The organism is Vibrio sp. T20 (genome assembly GCF_007858795.1).
Classification (GTDB): Bacteria; Pseudomonadota; Gammaproteobacteria; order Enterobacterales; family Vibrionaceae; genus Vibrio; species Vibrio satsumensis.
Genome location: NZ_VFEB01000256.1, coordinates 1 through 13,190 on the forward strand (window position 1 = coordinate 1; position 13,190 = coordinate 13,190).

Here is a 13,190-nt window from a genome sequence, read left to right on the forward strand (position 1 = left end):
TAGCTTGGCTAATTTGACCTGTTGATTCGTTTTGGTTTCTTACGAAGCCTTCCCGTTTCAACGAGGTCGCATTATAGAGATTTCGATCACACTGGCAAGCCCTTTTTGAAGTTTTTCTTACTTTTTTGATTGTTCGAGCGTTTTTTGTTCAAAACGCCCCATTTTCACTAGTATTCCCCTTAATTAAGGGCTTAAGGTGCCTATATAAAGGAGGACTTATGAGTTCAATACGCAGTTATAAAGGAGTATCCCCTCAGATTGGACAAGGTGTCTATATAGATACAAGTTCGGTACTGGTTGGTGATATCAAAATCGGTAACGACTCTAGCGTGTGGCCTTTGGTTGCTGCTCGAGGAGATGTAAACCACATCCATATTGGAAAGAGAACGAATATTCAAGACGGAAGCGTTTTGCACGTCACCCATAAGAATGCAGAAAACCCTGAAGGTTACCCTCTATTAATAGGTAATGATGTCACCATCGGCCATAAAGTAATGCTGCATGGTTGCACCATTGAAGATCGTGTACTTGTTGGTATGGGAGCTATCGTGCTTGATGGTGTAATTATTAAAGAAGAAGTGATGATTGGTGCTGGTAGCTTGGTGCCGCCTAATAAGGTACTGGAAAGCGGTTATCTCTATGTAGGAAGCCCAGTAAAACAAGCACGCCCATTAAATGATAAAGAGCGTGCCTTTTTACAGAAGTCAGCTGACAACTATGTTCAGAATAAAAACGACTATCTAGACTCTGTGTTGCCAGTCTAAAACACTTTGATCTGAATCCGATTAGAGGAGTCATACTCCTCTTCTTCTATTAACTCTTCCGCTAACTCTTCAATATCGAAACGTAACCCTGAAAAGATAACTAAAGCTTGATCGCCTTCTTTTATATATCTACCTGCCAATCGTGATAATTCTTCAATAGACATGACACATTCGATCAATGCACCCGACTGTTGTGCTGGGAAGGTGATTGTTCGGCTCTCTTCATCCCAATCTTGGATATCAGGAAATAGAATTGATTGATTCATTTTTATAAATACCCCATTACATCTCTAGGTTTTTACGTAATTCTCTTAAAATCTGTTTTGTTCCCGGACGAAGGCCACGCCAAAGCATAAAGCTCTCTGCTGCCTGTCCCACTAGCATCCCCAAACCATCATAAACAGCGTGAACACCATTATCTAACGCCCACAGATTGAATACCGTCGTTCCAGATCCGTAAACCATGTCATAAACGGAACTATTCGAATTGAAAATAACATCAGAAACTTCCGGAAGTTGTCCGCTTAGACCAGATGAGGTCGAATTAATAATGACATCAAAGCCCTCATTAACATCACTTAGCCCCATTCCTTTGATGTTTCCATATGAAGAAAACATCTCAGCCAATAGTTCTGCCTTTGAACTGGTTCGGTTAGCTATCACCAACTGATGTGGCTTTTGGTCGAGAAGAGGTTGAATAACACCTCGAGCAGCACCACCAGCGCCAAGCAGAAGAACGCGAGCCCCTTCTAGCATAACTTGATGTTGAAGAAGGTCTTGAACTAAACCCTCACCATCGGTGTTATCACCAATAATCTCTCCGTCATCTAACTTCTTAAGGGTATTTACGGCACCAGCTAGTTCAGCCCTCTCAGTTAGGCGATTGGCAAACTGATAGGCATCTTCTTTAAAAGGCGCTGTGACATTACATCCTCGACCACCTTCACTGAAAAAGGCTTTGGCAGCAGTGATAAATTCACCATGCTCTGGCTGTAATGCTGTATAGGTAAGTTGTTGGCTGGTTTGGCGAGCAAATAATGTGTGAATGAATGGCGATTTGCTTTGCCCAATAGGGTTACCGAAAACGGCATAACGATCTACTTGCTGTGTCATATCCTTACCTAACAGAAATAAAAAAGGGTCATCTATATAGATGACCCTATCACTATCCCTATAAGGAAGAAAGAACTACCAAACTCGAGGTTTTAGGTAGTCGCTATAAAGCAGAGCTTCTGGTGAGCCCGCTTGTGGTTCATAGCGATATTCCCAACGAGCCAACGGTGGCATAGACATCAATATTGATTCTGTACGCCCGCCACTTTGCAGGCCAAATAGGGTGCCACGGTCATACACTAAGTTAAATTCAACATAGCGACCACGACGATAAAGTTGGAAGTCACGCTCGCGCTCACCGTAAGACGTATCTTTGCGTCGTTCTACAATCGGTAGATATGCGACTGCAAAGCCTTCACCGACCGCCTGCATATAAGCAAAGCTCTTTTCAAAGCCCCACTCGTTAAGATCATCAAAGAACAGACCACCCACACCGCGTGTTTCATCTCGGTGAGGCAGATAGAAATACTTATCACACCACTCTTTATGCTCTTGATAAACATCATCACCAAACGGCGCACAAAGATCTTTGGCTGTTTGATGCCAAGACTGGCAGTCTTCGTCGAAAGGATAAAATGGCGTTAAGTCAAAACCACCACCAAACCACCAAATCGGGTCTTCCCCTTCTTTTTCCGCAATGAAGAATCGAACGTTCGCGTGTGAGGTTGGGATATAAGGGTTTTTAGGATGGATAACTAATGAGACACCCATCGCCTCAAACTTACGCCCGGCTAATTCAGGGCGATGAGCAGTGGCTGAGGCAGGCATTGCATTACCCGCTACGTGAGAGAAGTTAACCCCACCTTGCTCAAATACCGTACCGTTGGTCATAACACGAGTTCGACCACCGCCACCAAGGCGATCGCCAGGTTCGCGTTCCCATGCATCTTCTTTAAATAGTGCGCTACCATCAGCTTGTTCAAGCTGTTGGCAAATCGAATCTTGTAGGCTCAGTAAAAACTGTTTTACTGCTTCTTTATCAATTGCTGACATCTTTCTTCCTCTGCAGGGTTTAACCCTGTCTTAATATTTTCGACGTTTTTGCATCTCTAATTTCGCTTGGCTTGTCACGACCACCCGTTTGACCTTCTAAAATAGCCACCAAATGTTGACCCAGTTGCTGTTGAACTTCTTCAGTCGTCATACAAGGCGGTTCACCTGTCAGGTTAGCACTGGTCGAGGTTAACGGCTTACCGAATTCATTACACATTCTTTGAACTAAAGGGTGATCCGTCACTCGTACTGCAATGGAATCAAATTGGCCGCTGACCCAGTCAGTCACTTTGCTGCTGGTTGGCATGATCCAAGTAACAGGGCCAGGCCACGTTGCTTTTACGGTCGCTAACTGCGCTTCCGTCAACTGGCTTTCATCAATATAAGGCAACAACTGCTCATAACTAGCAGCAATTAGGATCAACCCTTTCTCCATCGGTCGCTGTTTTAAATCGAGCAACTTCTTGATGGCTTGTGGATTATCGGGATCACAACCGACCCCAAAAACGCCTTCGGTAGGGTAAGCAATGACTTCACCTTGCTGTAATGCCTGCAATGTATGTTGAAAGTTATCCACGGGTTGCCTCGTTAATTCAGTTATCAAACTCGCTAAGTGTACAAATTATCATTCACTGTGACTAAAGCTATTTGTTTATAAAATGTATCAATTAACAACTTAGACCGACGCAAACGTTTTCCTTAAGCAATTTTACCCGTATAATGCGCGCAAAATATCTAATCACTAATTAAATCGTACCTGAAGGAGTTTGAGATGACTGTCGGTATTATCATGGGTTCTAAATCTGATTGGCCAACAATGAAGCTAGCTGCAGAAATGTTGGATCAGTTTGGCGTGGCGTACGAAACAAAAGTGGTTTCTGCTCACCGCACACCTCAGTTGCTTGCAGACTACGCAACCAGTGCGAAAGAGCGCGGTATTAAAGTGATTATTGCGGGTGCTGGCGGCGCTGCACACCTACCAGGCATGGCGGCTGCTTTCACAAGCGTCCCTGTACTTGGTGTTCCTGTTCAGTCTAAAGCACTGAAAGGCATGGACTCGCTACTTTCTATCGTACAGATGCCAAAAGGTATCGCGGTAGGTACTCTGGCTATCGGTGAAGCTGGTGCTGCTAACGCTGGCATCCTAGCCGCTCAAATCATTGGTACACACAATGAAGAAGTGATGGCGAAAGTAGAAGCGTTCCGCTCTGAGCAAACAGAAACTGTTCTGGCTAATCCAAACCCTGCAGAGGACTAATTCCCATGCATGTTCTTGTGTTAGGCGCGGGCCAACTTGCTCGCATGATGTCCCTAGCTGGGGCACCGCTGAATATTGAAATTTCTGCTTTTGATGTTGGCAGCAAAAATATTGTTCACCCATTAACGCAAGCGATTCTAGGCAACGGCTTAGAAAATGCGATTGAGCGTGCGGACGTCATTACTGCAGAGTTCGAACACATCCCTCACGATGTACTTGAGGTATGTGAGCGCAGCGGTAAGTTCTTACCGACAACAGAAGCAATCAAAGCTGGCGGTGACCGTCGTCTTGAAAAAGCCCTGTTAGACGAAGCAAACGTGAAAAACGCTAAGTACTACGAGATTAACTCTCGCGAAGACTTTGACGCTGCGATCGCTCACGTTGGCTTACCAATGGTATTGAAGAGCACACTTGGCGGCTACGATGGCAAAGGTCAATGGCGCTTAAAGACATTAGACAATGTTGACGCGACTTGGGCAGAAATGGCTGAGTGCATCGCCGCAACAGACAACCAAGCAATTGTGGCTGAAGAGTTCGTTCCGTTTGATCGCGAAGTATCACTGGTGGGTGCTCGTGGCGCCAATGGTGAGATTCAAGTGTACCCACTGGCTGAAAATGTTCACACCGATGGCGTGTTGAGCTTATCGACAGCGATTGATGACATTGAACTGCAAGAGCAAGCTAAAGCCATGTTCACTGCCATTGCTGAGCGTTTAGATTACGTTGGCGTGCTAGCACTTGAGTTCTTTGATGTTAAAGGTTCACTGCTGGTTAACGAGATTGCACCACGTGTTCATAACTCTGGCCACTGGACACAGCAAGGCGCAGAGACTTGTCAGTTTGAGAACCATCTACGTGCCGTGTGTGGTATGCCACTAGGCAACACCAAACTGATTCGCCCGACTGCAATGATCAACATCCTTGGTGAAGATACCCTACCTGAAGCAATTCTTGCTCAAAGTGGTTGCCATGTTCATTGGTATGGTAAAGAGAAGCGTGCAGGTCGTAAGATGGGCCACATTAACGTGAGCGCTGACTACAACGCAGAGCTGCAAAGAGCGTTATGCTCACTGGCAGACATTCTCGATAAGCAAGCCTACCCTGCTGTGCATGAATTTGCTGAGCAGATGAAGTCAGTCTACATTGCTTGATGAATATAGAACGTTTATTGGATATAGAAACGGCGCTCATTGAGCGCCGTTTTTTTATTTCTGGTCATTCACTTACTGCAATTAGCATCACTACTGAGATTGAATGTGATGACACTTGCGGTCCGCACATTGCTTTTTCATCCCGTGAGCTGTTTTCTTCTCAAGTAACAACGGGAACTGGCACTCTTCACAACGACCTATAACTGGTGGCTGATTAACGGCGAACTTACACTTAGGGTAGTTATCACAAGCATAAAAGATTTTGCCATAGCGAGATTTACGCTCAACCAGATGACCTCGGCCACACTCAGGACAGGCAACAAGTGGCTGCTCTTCAGGTTGTTCTTTCGGTTGATCTAAAGATTCGATGTGATTACACGTTGGGTAGCTACTACAACCAATGAACATCCCAAAGCGACCTTGCCTTAATACCAACTCGTTTTGGCATTTAGGGCACGGTACGCCCAGCTCTTTCACCACATGACCATCATTTTGATGAAGAGGCTTGATGTAATCACAGCTCGGATACTGCTTACAGCCTAAAAATGGGCCGTGCTTACCATGGCGAAGCTGAAGCTCCCCACCACACTGTGGACAAGGTTCATGCTCTAACGCATGTTCATGTGCTGAAAAAAGCTGATTATCAATCTTACTACTCATGACAAGCCTGTATTAATGCAAGATACCTTGCTCTTTGGTGTACAACAGCTCTTCCATTTGCGTGTAAGCTCTTTCATTACCCGGTACATTGAATAGCACCATTAAGATAATCCATTTCAGATCATCCAATTCAAATTCGTTGGTCTCAAGCCCCATTACACGATCAATCACCATTTCACGAATCTCTGTCGTGAGCACGTTGATCTGCTCTAGGAATAGTAGGAAACCTCGACACTCCATATTAATACGTGAAATCTCTCGACTGGTATAAACACGCATCGAGGTATTGGAGCACATAGTAATCGCCGCTTGGTTGTCGGTATCTTGCAGTGCCGCAAGATCTTCTAACCAATGGAGGGCCTTATAAATATCGTCTTGGTGAAACCCTGCTCGAAGAAGCTCATCTTCCAGCTCGTCTTGATCCACCTGCAATTCAGAATCGCTATGGATGTAGGTTTCAAACAAGTACATCAGTATGTCCATCATCATAGCTTAGCCTCTCCCCTTTCGAATATAGCCACCGGAAACTGCAACAACATGCCCTGAGAGCTCAAGCTCTAAAAGCTGCATCATGACTTCATGCACAGGTATATGGGTTCTCTGTGCCAAAATATCAACGGGTGTCGCCTCTAATCCTACGTTAGCTAACAGCTGTGGAAATGGCAATTGTTCATTTTCACCCTTATTCTGCGTAGGTTCGAATAAGCTCGGCTGCTGCTCTATAGACCAGTTTAACAGACTCTTTATTTCAATCAGAACATCTTGAGCATTTTGCACTAAACATGCTCCAGCTTTGATGAGACTGTTACCTCCTCGGCTGGTTGGGCTATGAATAGAACCGGGAAGCGCAAACACTTCTCGACCTTGCTCCATCGCATAACGAGCCGTAATCAAAGAACCACTCTTTTCTGCCGCTTCAACAACGAGAGTTCCCAAAGACAAGCCACTTATAATACGGTTACGACGGGGGAAATGTTCAGGTCTCGGTTTAGCACTTGGGCGAAACTCTGAAATCAGCGCGCCATTCTCACAGATCCTCTCCGCTAGATTTCGGTGGCGGGCAGGATAAATGGAGTCCAAGCCAGAACCCAACACTGCAAAAGTTTCCCCTCCTTTATCCAGAGCACCATCATGAGCATAGCCATCGATACCTAAAGCTAAGCCACTGGTGATAATCAAACCGTTTTGGACAAACTCTTTGGCGAAGGACTTCGCTGTCTGCAGCCCTTCAAGACTGGCATTGCGACTGCCGACCATAGCGATTTGAGGTTCAATCAGCTTTTCGACGTGACCTTTAACGAAAAGAACACTGGGCGCAGAGGCAATCTCATTGAGCAGTTTGGGATAATATGAGCAATTCGGGGTAATAATGTGATGGTTAGGCTGTTTTGCTTGCCATGATAAGCAAGCCTCCACTTCTCTTGGGGCTTGCTCTCTTAGATAGGATATTTGCTTAGCTGACAAACCCATCGCTTGCAGCTGCTGACTTGAGTAGCCAACAATGTTCGAAGGGGAATCGATACTCAGCAGGCGAGAAAGGCGTTTGCCACCCAATTGCGGAACAAAACTTAGAGTTAACCAAGCACTCAGTTGTTGCTCATTCACTCGGTACCCTTAATCTCTTCCGTCAAAGCAAGGTCCAAAGGCGATACCGCCAGAATATCATTACTAACAGGCTTAGAGCTCTGAGTAATCAACGCGAGGCTAAAATATTGATAGGGACGAATAACCATCAAGCTACCCAGCGAGGTACTTGGCAATTGCACCTTATCGCTCGCCGCCGACTCTTTATAGCTGTATTCACCTTGCTTACCAAACACCACCGCACCGCTTTCGCTGAGAGTAAACATAGAACCCTGACGAAGATTATCCTGTGAGCCTTTGTTGATCACTATCACCTGATTCTTCACGCTGTATTGGCTGCCATCTAATGAGCCCAAGATATTAGCAAACTGACCCGCCGCACTAGGTGCAGGATAAAACGTGGTAGAGAGGTTAACCTGAACAACACCAAGTTCAGGGAGCACAAGGTCGTTAAGCAATACCTCTTGCAATTGAGTGTCTATCTGCAAGCTGCTGAACTCAGCATCCACTTCTTTTAAGCGCGCAGTGGCAACCAAGCGCAACGAGGTAATAGTCGCTTGGGGTTGCTGCCGTTGGTAAGTTTCAACGGCGCGGTAGATACCCCATTTTTGATGCTGCTGGTTACCTGAGATAAATAACCGGTCTGCACCCGATAAGAATCTCTTTCCATCACTGGTTCCTAATACCCGTTGCGCCGATTCGATATCTTGCTGCTCTACCAAGCGATCAGACTGTAAATACGGCAAAACTAGCCCCTCATTGACGGTAGGTACTGCTTTCTTCTCAGAGACACGAATCTTAGGGCTCAGCTTGATAACAGGCTTAAGGCTCAATACAGGCTCGCCATTAATCCAAACCAAAGACAGTTTATCTCCGGGGTAAATAAGATGAGGGTTTTCAATCTCTGGATTCACCTGCCATAACCTTGGCCACAACCATGGGCTATCGAGGTACATCGCGGATATATCCCACAAAGTATCCCCCTTAACCACCACATACGCCTCGGGTGCGCCCTGTTTAATGGTTAAAGGTTGTTCACTATTTTCCGCCGTAGCGGCGAACGAAATCGAGGCACAAACAAGAGATAAAACCGGGAATAAATGACGCATGACCTAGGTTCCTTGGTCTGAATATATGACATCTGATTGGAGAATTACCTTCAGGATGCTGTCATTTGGCCTCTAAAATGTCTAGAATTGAGCCAACAAGGTTTAAGCTGTTTCGGCACAGTTCAATATTTCGAGTGTATATGTCTGTATTACAAGTATTAACATTACCAGATGATCGTCTACGTACCGTGGCGAAACCGGTAAAAGAAGTTACCCCAGAGATTCAAAAGTTCGTTGATGACATGATTGAAACCATGTACGACGAAGAAGGTATCGGCCTTGCGGCAACGCAAGTAGATTTCCACCAGCGCATCGTTGTTATCGATATTTCAGAGACGCGTGATGAGCCTATGGTTCTGATCAACCCTGAAATCACTGAAAAGCGCGGCGAAGATGGTATCGAAGAAGGCTGTCTATCTGTACCTGGCGCTCGAGCTCTAGTACCTCGCGCTGCAGAAGTAACGGTTAAAGCATTAGACCGTGACGGCAACGAATTCACATTCGACGCTGATGACCTTCTGGCTATCTGTGTTCAGCACGAACTTGACCACCTAGAAGGCAAGTTGTTTGTTGATTACCTATCGCCATTAAAGCGTAAACGTATCCAAGATAAGCTAGCGAAGATTAAACGTTTCAACGAGAAACAAGGTTAATCACCGCTGCTATTACTAAATTAGAAGGAAGCCTACCTTGAGTCAGTCTTTAAGAATTGTCTTCGCAGGTACTCCGGATTTCGCCGCCCGTCACTTGGCGGCGTTGTTGTCTTCGGAGCATGAAGTTATTGCTGTTTACACACAGCCAGATCGTCCAGCAGGCCGCGGTAAAAAACTGACTGCGAGCCCAGTAAAAAACATCGCACTTGAAAACAATATTCCGGTTTACCAACCTGAAAACTTCAAGTCAGATGAAGCTAAGCAAGAGCTAGCGGGTTTGAATGCTGACATCATGGTGGTTGTAGCGTACGGCTTATTGCTTCCACAAGTGGTTTTAGATACGCCTCGCTTAGGTTGTATCAACGTGCATGGCTCTATCCTGCCGCGCTGGCGTGGTGCTGCTCCTATCCAACGCTCTATCTGGGCGGGCGATAAAGAGACTGGCGTGACGATCATGCAGATGGATATCGGCCTAGATACCGGTGATATGCTCAGCATCGCAACACTACCAATCGAATCTACAGATACCAGTGCGTCAATGTACGAAAAGTTAGCTGGTCTTGGTCCTGATGCTCTTGTTGAGTGTTTAGCAGACATCGCTTCTGGTAAGGCTGTCGCTGAGAAGCAAGACGACGAACTTGCTAACTACGCGAAGAAGCTGAGCAAAGAAGAAGCTAAAATTGATTGGAATGACAGTGCAGAACACATCGAACGTTGTGTGCGCGCTTTCAACCCATGGCCAATGAGCCACTTTGCGATTGTTGATAGCAGCTCTAATGATGAAAAAAGCATTAAAGTTTGGCAGACACGTGTTGATGAAGAATCGACATCTGCGCCAGCTGGCTCAATCATCAAAGCAGATAAGACTGGTATTTATGTTGCGACTGGCGACAAAGTACTAGTATTGGAACAGCTACAAGTTCCAGGCAAAAAAGCCATGTCAGTTCAGGACATCTTGAACTCACGTGCAAGCTGGTTTGAAGTTGGTACTCAACTTTCTTAACCGCTTTAAAGCTACTCAATATGCACTTAAAAACGAGTAGCTTGTAAAAACACTGTTTAGAAAACCTTTACGAGGGCAGAGATGCCCTCATGTATTCAATAAATATTCGGTACCCCACATGAATGTTCGCGCTGCTGCTGCAAATGTCCTATTCCAAGTTGTCGATAAAGGCCACTCTCTTTCACACGCTCTCCCTGCGGCTCAAAAAACGATCCGTCCGCGAGACCATGCTCTACTGCAAGAGATTTGCTACGGCGCACTTCGTTACCTGCCTCGCTTAGAGTCAATCGCTAACGAACTGATGGAAAACTCGCTTAAAGGTAAAAAGCGCGTATTCCACCACCTGATCTTAGTAGGCATTTACCAGTTGAGCTTTATGCGCATTCCTTCGCATGCTGCCGTTGCTGAAACAGTTGAAGCAACCAAAACACTACGCGGCCCAAGCCTGAGTGGTTTGATCAACGCAGTGCTTCGCAGCTACCTACGCGATCAAGAAGAGCTAGATGAGAAAGCCGTTAGCCACAATGCGGGCAAATACAGCCATCCAAGCTGGATCCTAAAAATGCTTCAAGAAAGCTACCCAGATCAGTGGGAGCAATTGGTTGAAGCAAACAACAGCAAGGCACCAATGTGGCTGCGCGTAAACCGCCAACACCACACGCGTGACGAGTATGTTGAACTGCTTAAAAACGAAAACATTGAATACACACTGCACCCTGAAGCGGCTGATGCCATAAAATTAGCGTCACCTTGTGATGTTACTTTGCTTCCTGGTTTCGACCGAGGCTGGGTATCAGTACAAGACGCTGCAGCTCAACTTTCTGTTGATTACCTAACACCAAAAGATGGTGAGCTAATCCTTGATTGCTGTGCTGCTCCTGGCGGTAAAACTGCACACATTCTTGAACATACTCAAGACACTGAAGTGGTTGCAATCGACAGTGATATTAAACGCCTAGACCGCGTTTACGATAACCTTGAACGCCTACAACTACGTGCCGACGTAATCTGTGGTGATGCTCGCTACCCTGAAGAGTGGTGGACTGGCAGTCAGTTCGATCGCATCCTACTTGATGCTCCATGTTCAGCGACCGGTGTAATCCGCCGTCACCCTGACATTAAGTGGCTACGCCGTGCCTCTGATATTGATGCACTAGCAGAGCTGCAAAGTGAGATTTTGGATGCAATGTGGCGCCAGCTAAAAGAAGGCGGCACCATGGTTTATGCGACATGCTCTATCACGCCACAAGAAAACGTGCTGCAAGTGAAAGCATTCTTAGAGCGTACCGAGAACGCAACGCTGGTTGGGTCTGATATCGAAAAACCGGGTCGTCAAATACTGCCTGGTGAAGAAGATATGGATGGCTTCTACTACGCAGTTCTAGTAAAACAGGCATAACAACTAACAGCGGCTAAGAATTTATTTCTTAGCCGCTGTTTCTTTCTAGTGCATTATCAAACCAAAATGAGATCACTAGAATTACAACGGCAAAAAATAAGAGAAAGGCTATGAAGATCATTATTCTAGGTGCTGGACAAGTTGGCGGTACCCTTGCTGAAAACCTAGTGGGTGAAAACAATGACATCACGATCGTCGACCGTAATGCCGACCGACTTCGTGAACTTCAGGACAAATACGACCTTAGGGTTGTAAACGGTTATGCCAGCCACCCGAACACACTACGTGAAGCGGGCGCGCAAGATGCCGACATGTTGGTTGCCGTAACCAACATGGATGAAACCAACATGGCCGCATGTCAGGTTGCCTTCTCTCTGTTTAATACGCCAAACCGAATTGCCCGTATTCGTTCTCCTCAATACCTAGAAGAGAAAGAAGCACTCTTCAAATCAGGTGCTATCCCAGTCGATCACCTGATTGCACCCGAAGAACTGGTAACCAGCTACATCGAGCGCCTGATTCAATACCCAGGTGCACTGCAGGTTGTGAGTTTTGCTGAACAGAAGGTTAGCCTAGTAGCAGTAAAAGCTTACTACGGTGGCCCACTGGTTGGTAACGCACTGTCTGCTTTGCGTGAGCATATGCCGCACATTGATACTCGTGTTGCCGCGATTTTCCGTCAAGGTCGCCCTATTCGCCCGCAAGGCACCACCATCATTGAAGCCGATGATGAGGTTTTCTTTGTGGCAGCAAGTAACCACATCCGCTCAGTAATGAGTGAACTACAACGCCTCGAGAAACCGTACCGACGCATCATGATTGTTGGCGGTGGTAACATTGGTGCAAGCTTGGCAAAGCGCCTAGAGCAGAGCTACAGCATCAAGCTTATCGAGCGCAGCTACACTCGCGCTGAGAAGCTATCTGAAGAATTAGAAAACACCATCGTATTCTGTGGTGATGCTGCCGACCAAGAACTGCTGACCGAAGAGAACATCGATCAAGTTGATGTGTTCATCGCTCTAACCAATGAAGATGAAACCAACATCATGTCAGCAATGCTGGCGAAGCGAATGGGCGCCAAGAAGGTAATGGTACTGATTCAGCGTGGTGCTTATGTCGACCTTGTTCAGGGTGGTGTGATTGATATTGCTATCTCGCCACAGCAAGCGACCATTTCTGCGCTGCTTACCCACGTTCGTCGTGCTGATATTGTAAACGTATCATCTCTACGCCGTGGGGCTGCAGAGGCGATCGAAGCGATTGCTCACGGTGACGAAACCACCTCTAAGGTTGTTGGCCGAGCGATTGGCGACATCAAACTGCCACCGGGTACCACTATTGGTGCGATTGTTCGCGGAGAAGAAGTTCTTATCGCGCACGATAGAACCGTAATCGAACAAGATGACCACGTAGTGATGTTCCTAGTGGACAAGAAATACGTACCTGATGTTGAGTCTCTATTCCAACCGAGCCCGTTCTTCTTATAGCCTTGTTCTCGTAAGC

The 13,190-nt window shown here is 46.2% G+C and carries 15 protein-coding genes; 7 read left to right on the top strand and 8 right to left on the bottom strand.

The window, feature by feature from the left end; genetic code table 11:
* Positions 1-218: 218 nt before the first annotated feature.
* Positions 219-764 (top strand): gamma carbonic anhydrase family protein, encoded by a 546-nt coding sequence (locus FTW16_RS24015; RefSeq protein ID WP_146492770.1) that lies wholly within the window; start codon positions 219-221, stop codon positions 762-764.
* Here the strand turns inward: FTW16_RS24015 and FTW16_RS24020 are convergent.
* From FTW16_RS24020 to FTW16_RS24035, 4 genes are all read right to left on the bottom strand, one after another.
* Entirely contained in the window at positions 761-1,030 is a 270-nt protein-coding gene (locus tag FTW16_RS24020) for a DUF1488 domain-containing protein (RefSeq protein ID WP_146492771.1), read from the bottom strand. The two genes, FTW16_RS24015 and FTW16_RS24020, sit on opposite strands and share 4 nt — an antisense overlap.
* A gap of 16 nt (positions 1,031-1,046) precedes the next feature.
* Entirely contained in the window at positions 1,047-1,877 is an 831-nt protein-coding gene (gene aroE / locus FTW16_RS24025) for a shikimate dehydrogenase (RefSeq protein WP_146492772.1), read from the bottom strand.
* Between the two features lie 75 nt (positions 1,878-1,952).
* Positions 1,953-2,870, bottom strand: coding sequence for an oxygen-dependent coproporphyrinogen oxidase (gene hemF / locus FTW16_RS24030; RefSeq protein ID WP_146492773.1), 918 nt, complete (start codon positions 2,868-2,870; stop codon positions 1,953-1,955).
* A 19-nt stretch (positions 2,871-2,889) separates the two neighbouring features.
* Entirely contained in the window at positions 2,890-3,447 is a 558-nt protein-coding gene (locus tag FTW16_RS24035) for an L-threonylcarbamoyladenylate synthase (RefSeq protein ID WP_146492774.1), read from the bottom strand.
* Between the two features lie 195 nt (positions 3,448-3,642).
* Between FTW16_RS24035 and purE the strand changes: the two genes are divergently transcribed.
* Both purE and FTW16_RS24045 read left to right on the top strand, forming a co-directional pair.
* Positions 3,643-4,128 (top strand): 5-(carboxyamino)imidazole ribonucleotide mutase, encoded by a 486-nt coding sequence (gene purE, locus FTW16_RS24040; protein WP_004735777.1) that lies wholly within the window; start codon positions 3,643-3,645, stop codon positions 4,126-4,128.
* Positions 4,129-4,133: 5 nt separating this feature from the next.
* Positions 4,134-5,279, top strand: a complete 1,146-nt coding sequence (locus FTW16_RS24045) for a 5-(carboxyamino)imidazole ribonucleotide synthase (protein WP_146492775.1) — start codon at positions 4,134-4,136, stop codon at positions 5,277-5,279.
* A gap of 90 nt (positions 5,280-5,369) precedes the next feature.
* Here FTW16_RS24045 and FTW16_RS24050 read toward each other — a convergent pair whose 3' ends face one another.
* The 4 genes from FTW16_RS24050 to FTW16_RS24065 are packed head-to-tail and all read right to left on the bottom strand — an operon-like array spanning position 5,370 to position 8,632.
* Complete coding sequence (locus tag FTW16_RS24050; protein ID WP_146492776.1) at positions 5,370-5,939, bottom strand: type I DNA topoisomerase; 570 nt, start codon at positions 5,937-5,939, stop codon at positions 5,370-5,372.
* A gap of 12 nt (positions 5,940-5,951) precedes the next feature.
* Complete coding sequence (locus FTW16_RS24055; protein WP_146492777.1) at positions 5,952-6,428, bottom strand: DUF494 family protein; 477 nt, start codon at positions 6,426-6,428, stop codon at positions 5,952-5,954.
* A 3-nt stretch (positions 6,429-6,431) separates the two neighbouring features.
* The gene (dprA, locus tag FTW16_RS24060) at positions 6,432-7,544 is read right to left on the bottom strand and encodes a DNA-processing protein DprA (protein WP_146492778.1); all 1,113 of its coding nucleotides are present in this window, start codon (positions 7,542-7,544) and stop codon (positions 6,432-6,434) included.
* Positions 7,541-8,632 carry a LysM peptidoglycan-binding domain-containing protein gene (locus tag FTW16_RS24065; protein WP_146492779.1) on the bottom strand — a complete coding sequence of 364 codons (1,092 nt, stop codon included), beginning with the start codon at positions 8,630-8,632 and terminating at the stop codon, positions 7,541-7,543. The genes dprA and FTW16_RS24065 overlap by 4 nt, the downstream gene beginning before the upstream one ends.
* 140 nt (positions 8,633-8,772) lie before the next feature.
* On the opposite strand from FTW16_RS24065, the gene def reads away from it, so the two are divergent.
* The 4 genes from def (at position 8,773) to trkA (ending at position 13,174) form a co-directional block, all read left to right on the top strand.
* Positions 8,773-9,285, top strand: coding sequence for a peptide deformylase (gene def / locus FTW16_RS24070; RefSeq protein ID WP_017058772.1), 513 nt, complete (start codon positions 8,773-8,775; stop codon positions 9,283-9,285).
* A 37-nt stretch (positions 9,286-9,322) separates the two neighbouring features.
* Positions 9,323-10,288, top strand: a complete 966-nt coding sequence (gene fmt / locus FTW16_RS24075) for a methionyl-tRNA formyltransferase (RefSeq protein WP_146492781.1) — start codon at positions 9,323-9,325, stop codon at positions 10,286-10,288.
* A 118-nt stretch (positions 10,289-10,406) separates the two neighbouring features.
* The gene (rsmB, locus tag FTW16_RS24080) at positions 10,407-11,687 is read left to right on the top strand and encodes a 16S rRNA (cytosine(967)-C(5))-methyltransferase RsmB (protein WP_017099685.1); all 1,281 of its coding nucleotides are present in this window, start codon (positions 10,407-10,409) and stop codon (positions 11,685-11,687) included.
* A 110-nt stretch (positions 11,688-11,797) separates the two neighbouring features.
* Positions 11,798-13,174: a Trk system potassium transporter TrkA gene (gene trkA, locus FTW16_RS24085; RefSeq protein WP_004735766.1), complete on the top strand. Its 1,377-nt coding sequence runs from the start codon at positions 11,798-11,800 to the stop codon at positions 13,172-13,174.
* The last annotated feature ends 16 nt before the right edge of the window (positions 13,175-13,190 follow it).

Coding starts and splice junctions, on each gene's coding strand:
- aroE (WP_146492772.1), bottom strand. CDS start 1,877: ATGACACAGCAAGTAGATCGTTATGCCGTTTTCGGTAACCCTATTGGG.
- FTW16_RS24065 (WP_146492779.1), bottom strand. CDS start 8,632: ATGCGTCATTTATTCCCGGTTTTATCTCTTGTTTGTGCCTCGATTTCG.
- FTW16_RS24055 (WP_146492777.1), bottom strand. CDS start 6,428: ATGATGATGGACATACTGATGTACTTGTTTGAAACCTACATCCATAGC.
- FTW16_RS24015 (WP_146492770.1), top strand. CDS start 219: ATGAGTTCAATACGCAGTTATAAAGGAGTATCCCCTCAGATTGGACAA.
- FTW16_RS24045 (WP_146492775.1), top strand. CDS start 4,134: ATGCATGTTCTTGTGTTAGGCGCGGGCCAACTTGCTCGCATGATGTCC.
- purE (WP_004735777.1), top strand. CDS start 3,643: ATGACTGTCGGTATTATCATGGGTTCTAAATCTGATTGGCCAACAATG.
- FTW16_RS24020 (WP_146492771.1), bottom strand. CDS start 1,030: ATGAATCAATCAATTCTATTTCCTGATATCCAAGATTGGGATGAAGAG.
- def (WP_017058772.1), top strand. CDS start 8,773: ATGTCTGTATTACAAGTATTAACATTACCAGATGATCGTCTACGTACC.
- trkA (WP_004735766.1), top strand. CDS start 11,798: ATGAAGATCATTATTCTAGGTGCTGGACAAGTTGGCGGTACCCTTGCT.
- FTW16_RS24050 (WP_146492776.1), bottom strand. CDS start 5,939: ATGAGTAGTAAGATTGATAATCAGCTTTTTTCAGCACATGAACATGCG.
- hemF (WP_146492773.1), bottom strand. CDS start 2,870: ATGTCAGCAATTGATAAAGAAGCAGTAAAACAGTTTTTACTGAGCCTA.
- rsmB (WP_017099685.1), top strand. CDS start 10,407: ATGAATGTTCGCGCTGCTGCTGCAAATGTCCTATTCCAAGTTGTCGAT.